Genomic DNA, 1,134 nt, shown 5'->3' with positions numbered 1-1,134 from the left:
CGCCGGGGCGACGGCCGAGGGTGGCGGCTCCGCGCCGGTGGGGGTGGCGTCGGCGGGGCCCCGGTCGGAGGCCGGACCACGGGAGGCCGGAATGACGGCGGTGGACGGGGCGAGCGAGGGATCGGAGCGCAGGATGCGCCGGTGCAGCTCCTGGAGCGCGTTGCCCGGCTCGATGCCGTACTCCTCGCGCAGCAGGTCGCCGATCTCCCGGTACGCGGCGAGCGCTTCCGCCTGCCGGCCGCTGCGGTAGAGCGCCAGCATGAGCTGGTGGCGCAGCCGCTCCCGCAGCGGGAACTCGGCCACCAGCTCCACCAGCTCGCCGATCAGCTCGCGGTGCCGGCCCAGTTCCAGCTCCAGCTCGGCCCGGGTCTCCAGGGCGGCGGCACGCAGCTCGACCAGCCGGTGCCGCGCCGAGTCGAAGAGCGGACCGGGCAGGCCGGCCAGCGGTTCACCCCGCCACAGCTCGGTCGCCGCCCGCAGCTCGGCGACCGCGTCGACTCCTCGTCCCTCGGCGCGCAGCCCGCGCGCCCGGTGCACCGACCGTTCGAACCGGATGGCGTCCACCGCCTCCGGCGGCACCCGCAGCCGGTAACCGGCCTCGGTGAGGGTGAGCACCTGCCCCGGCGTACGCGGGGAGCGGTCCGGTTCGAGCACCCGGCGCAGCCCGGCGACGTACTTCTGCACGACGTTGGGGCCGTTGGCCGGCGGATCGTCCGGCCAGACCGCGTCGACGATCTGCCCGGTCGGCACCGCGCGGCCCGCGGCGAGCAGCAGCACGGCCAGCACGGCGCGCTGCTTGCCGGGGCCGGTGTCGATCTCCCGGTCGTCGTACCAGGCCCGCTGAGGACCGAGAATCTCGAAACGCAGCGTTCCTGACATGCGAGTTTCCGCTCCTGACACCCCCGCTCGTACCGGCGGCAGCCGCACGGCAGTCGGACGGCAGCATAGCGGCAGCCATCCTGCAGTGGCGGCCCGCAGCATGGTCATCGGCAACACCGGACATCCGAGAAAGAGATACCGATGACACAGCGCACCCGTACCGCCGGGCTCCTCCGTCGGGTCGTCACCACCGCCACCGCCGCCCTGGCCGCGACCGCCCTGGTCGGCGGCTGCGACGCCGGCGGCGGCAACCGG

The 1,134-nt window shown here is 75.0% G+C and carries 1 protein-coding gene; it reads right to left on the bottom strand.

Going from position 1 to position 1,134, the window contains the following annotated elements:
- Positions 1 to 879 (bottom strand): AfsR/SARP family transcriptional regulator (locus JNW89_RS36335; protein ID WP_238452442.1); only part of this gene is annotated, 879 nt, incomplete at its 3' end.
- Between the last annotated feature and the right edge of the window lie 255 nt (positions 880 to 1,134).

Source organism: Micromonospora sp. 4G55, assembly GCF_016803375.1.
Note: the sequence above shows the minus strand (reverse complement) of the source record. Positions and strands in the feature narration are given on the sequence as shown.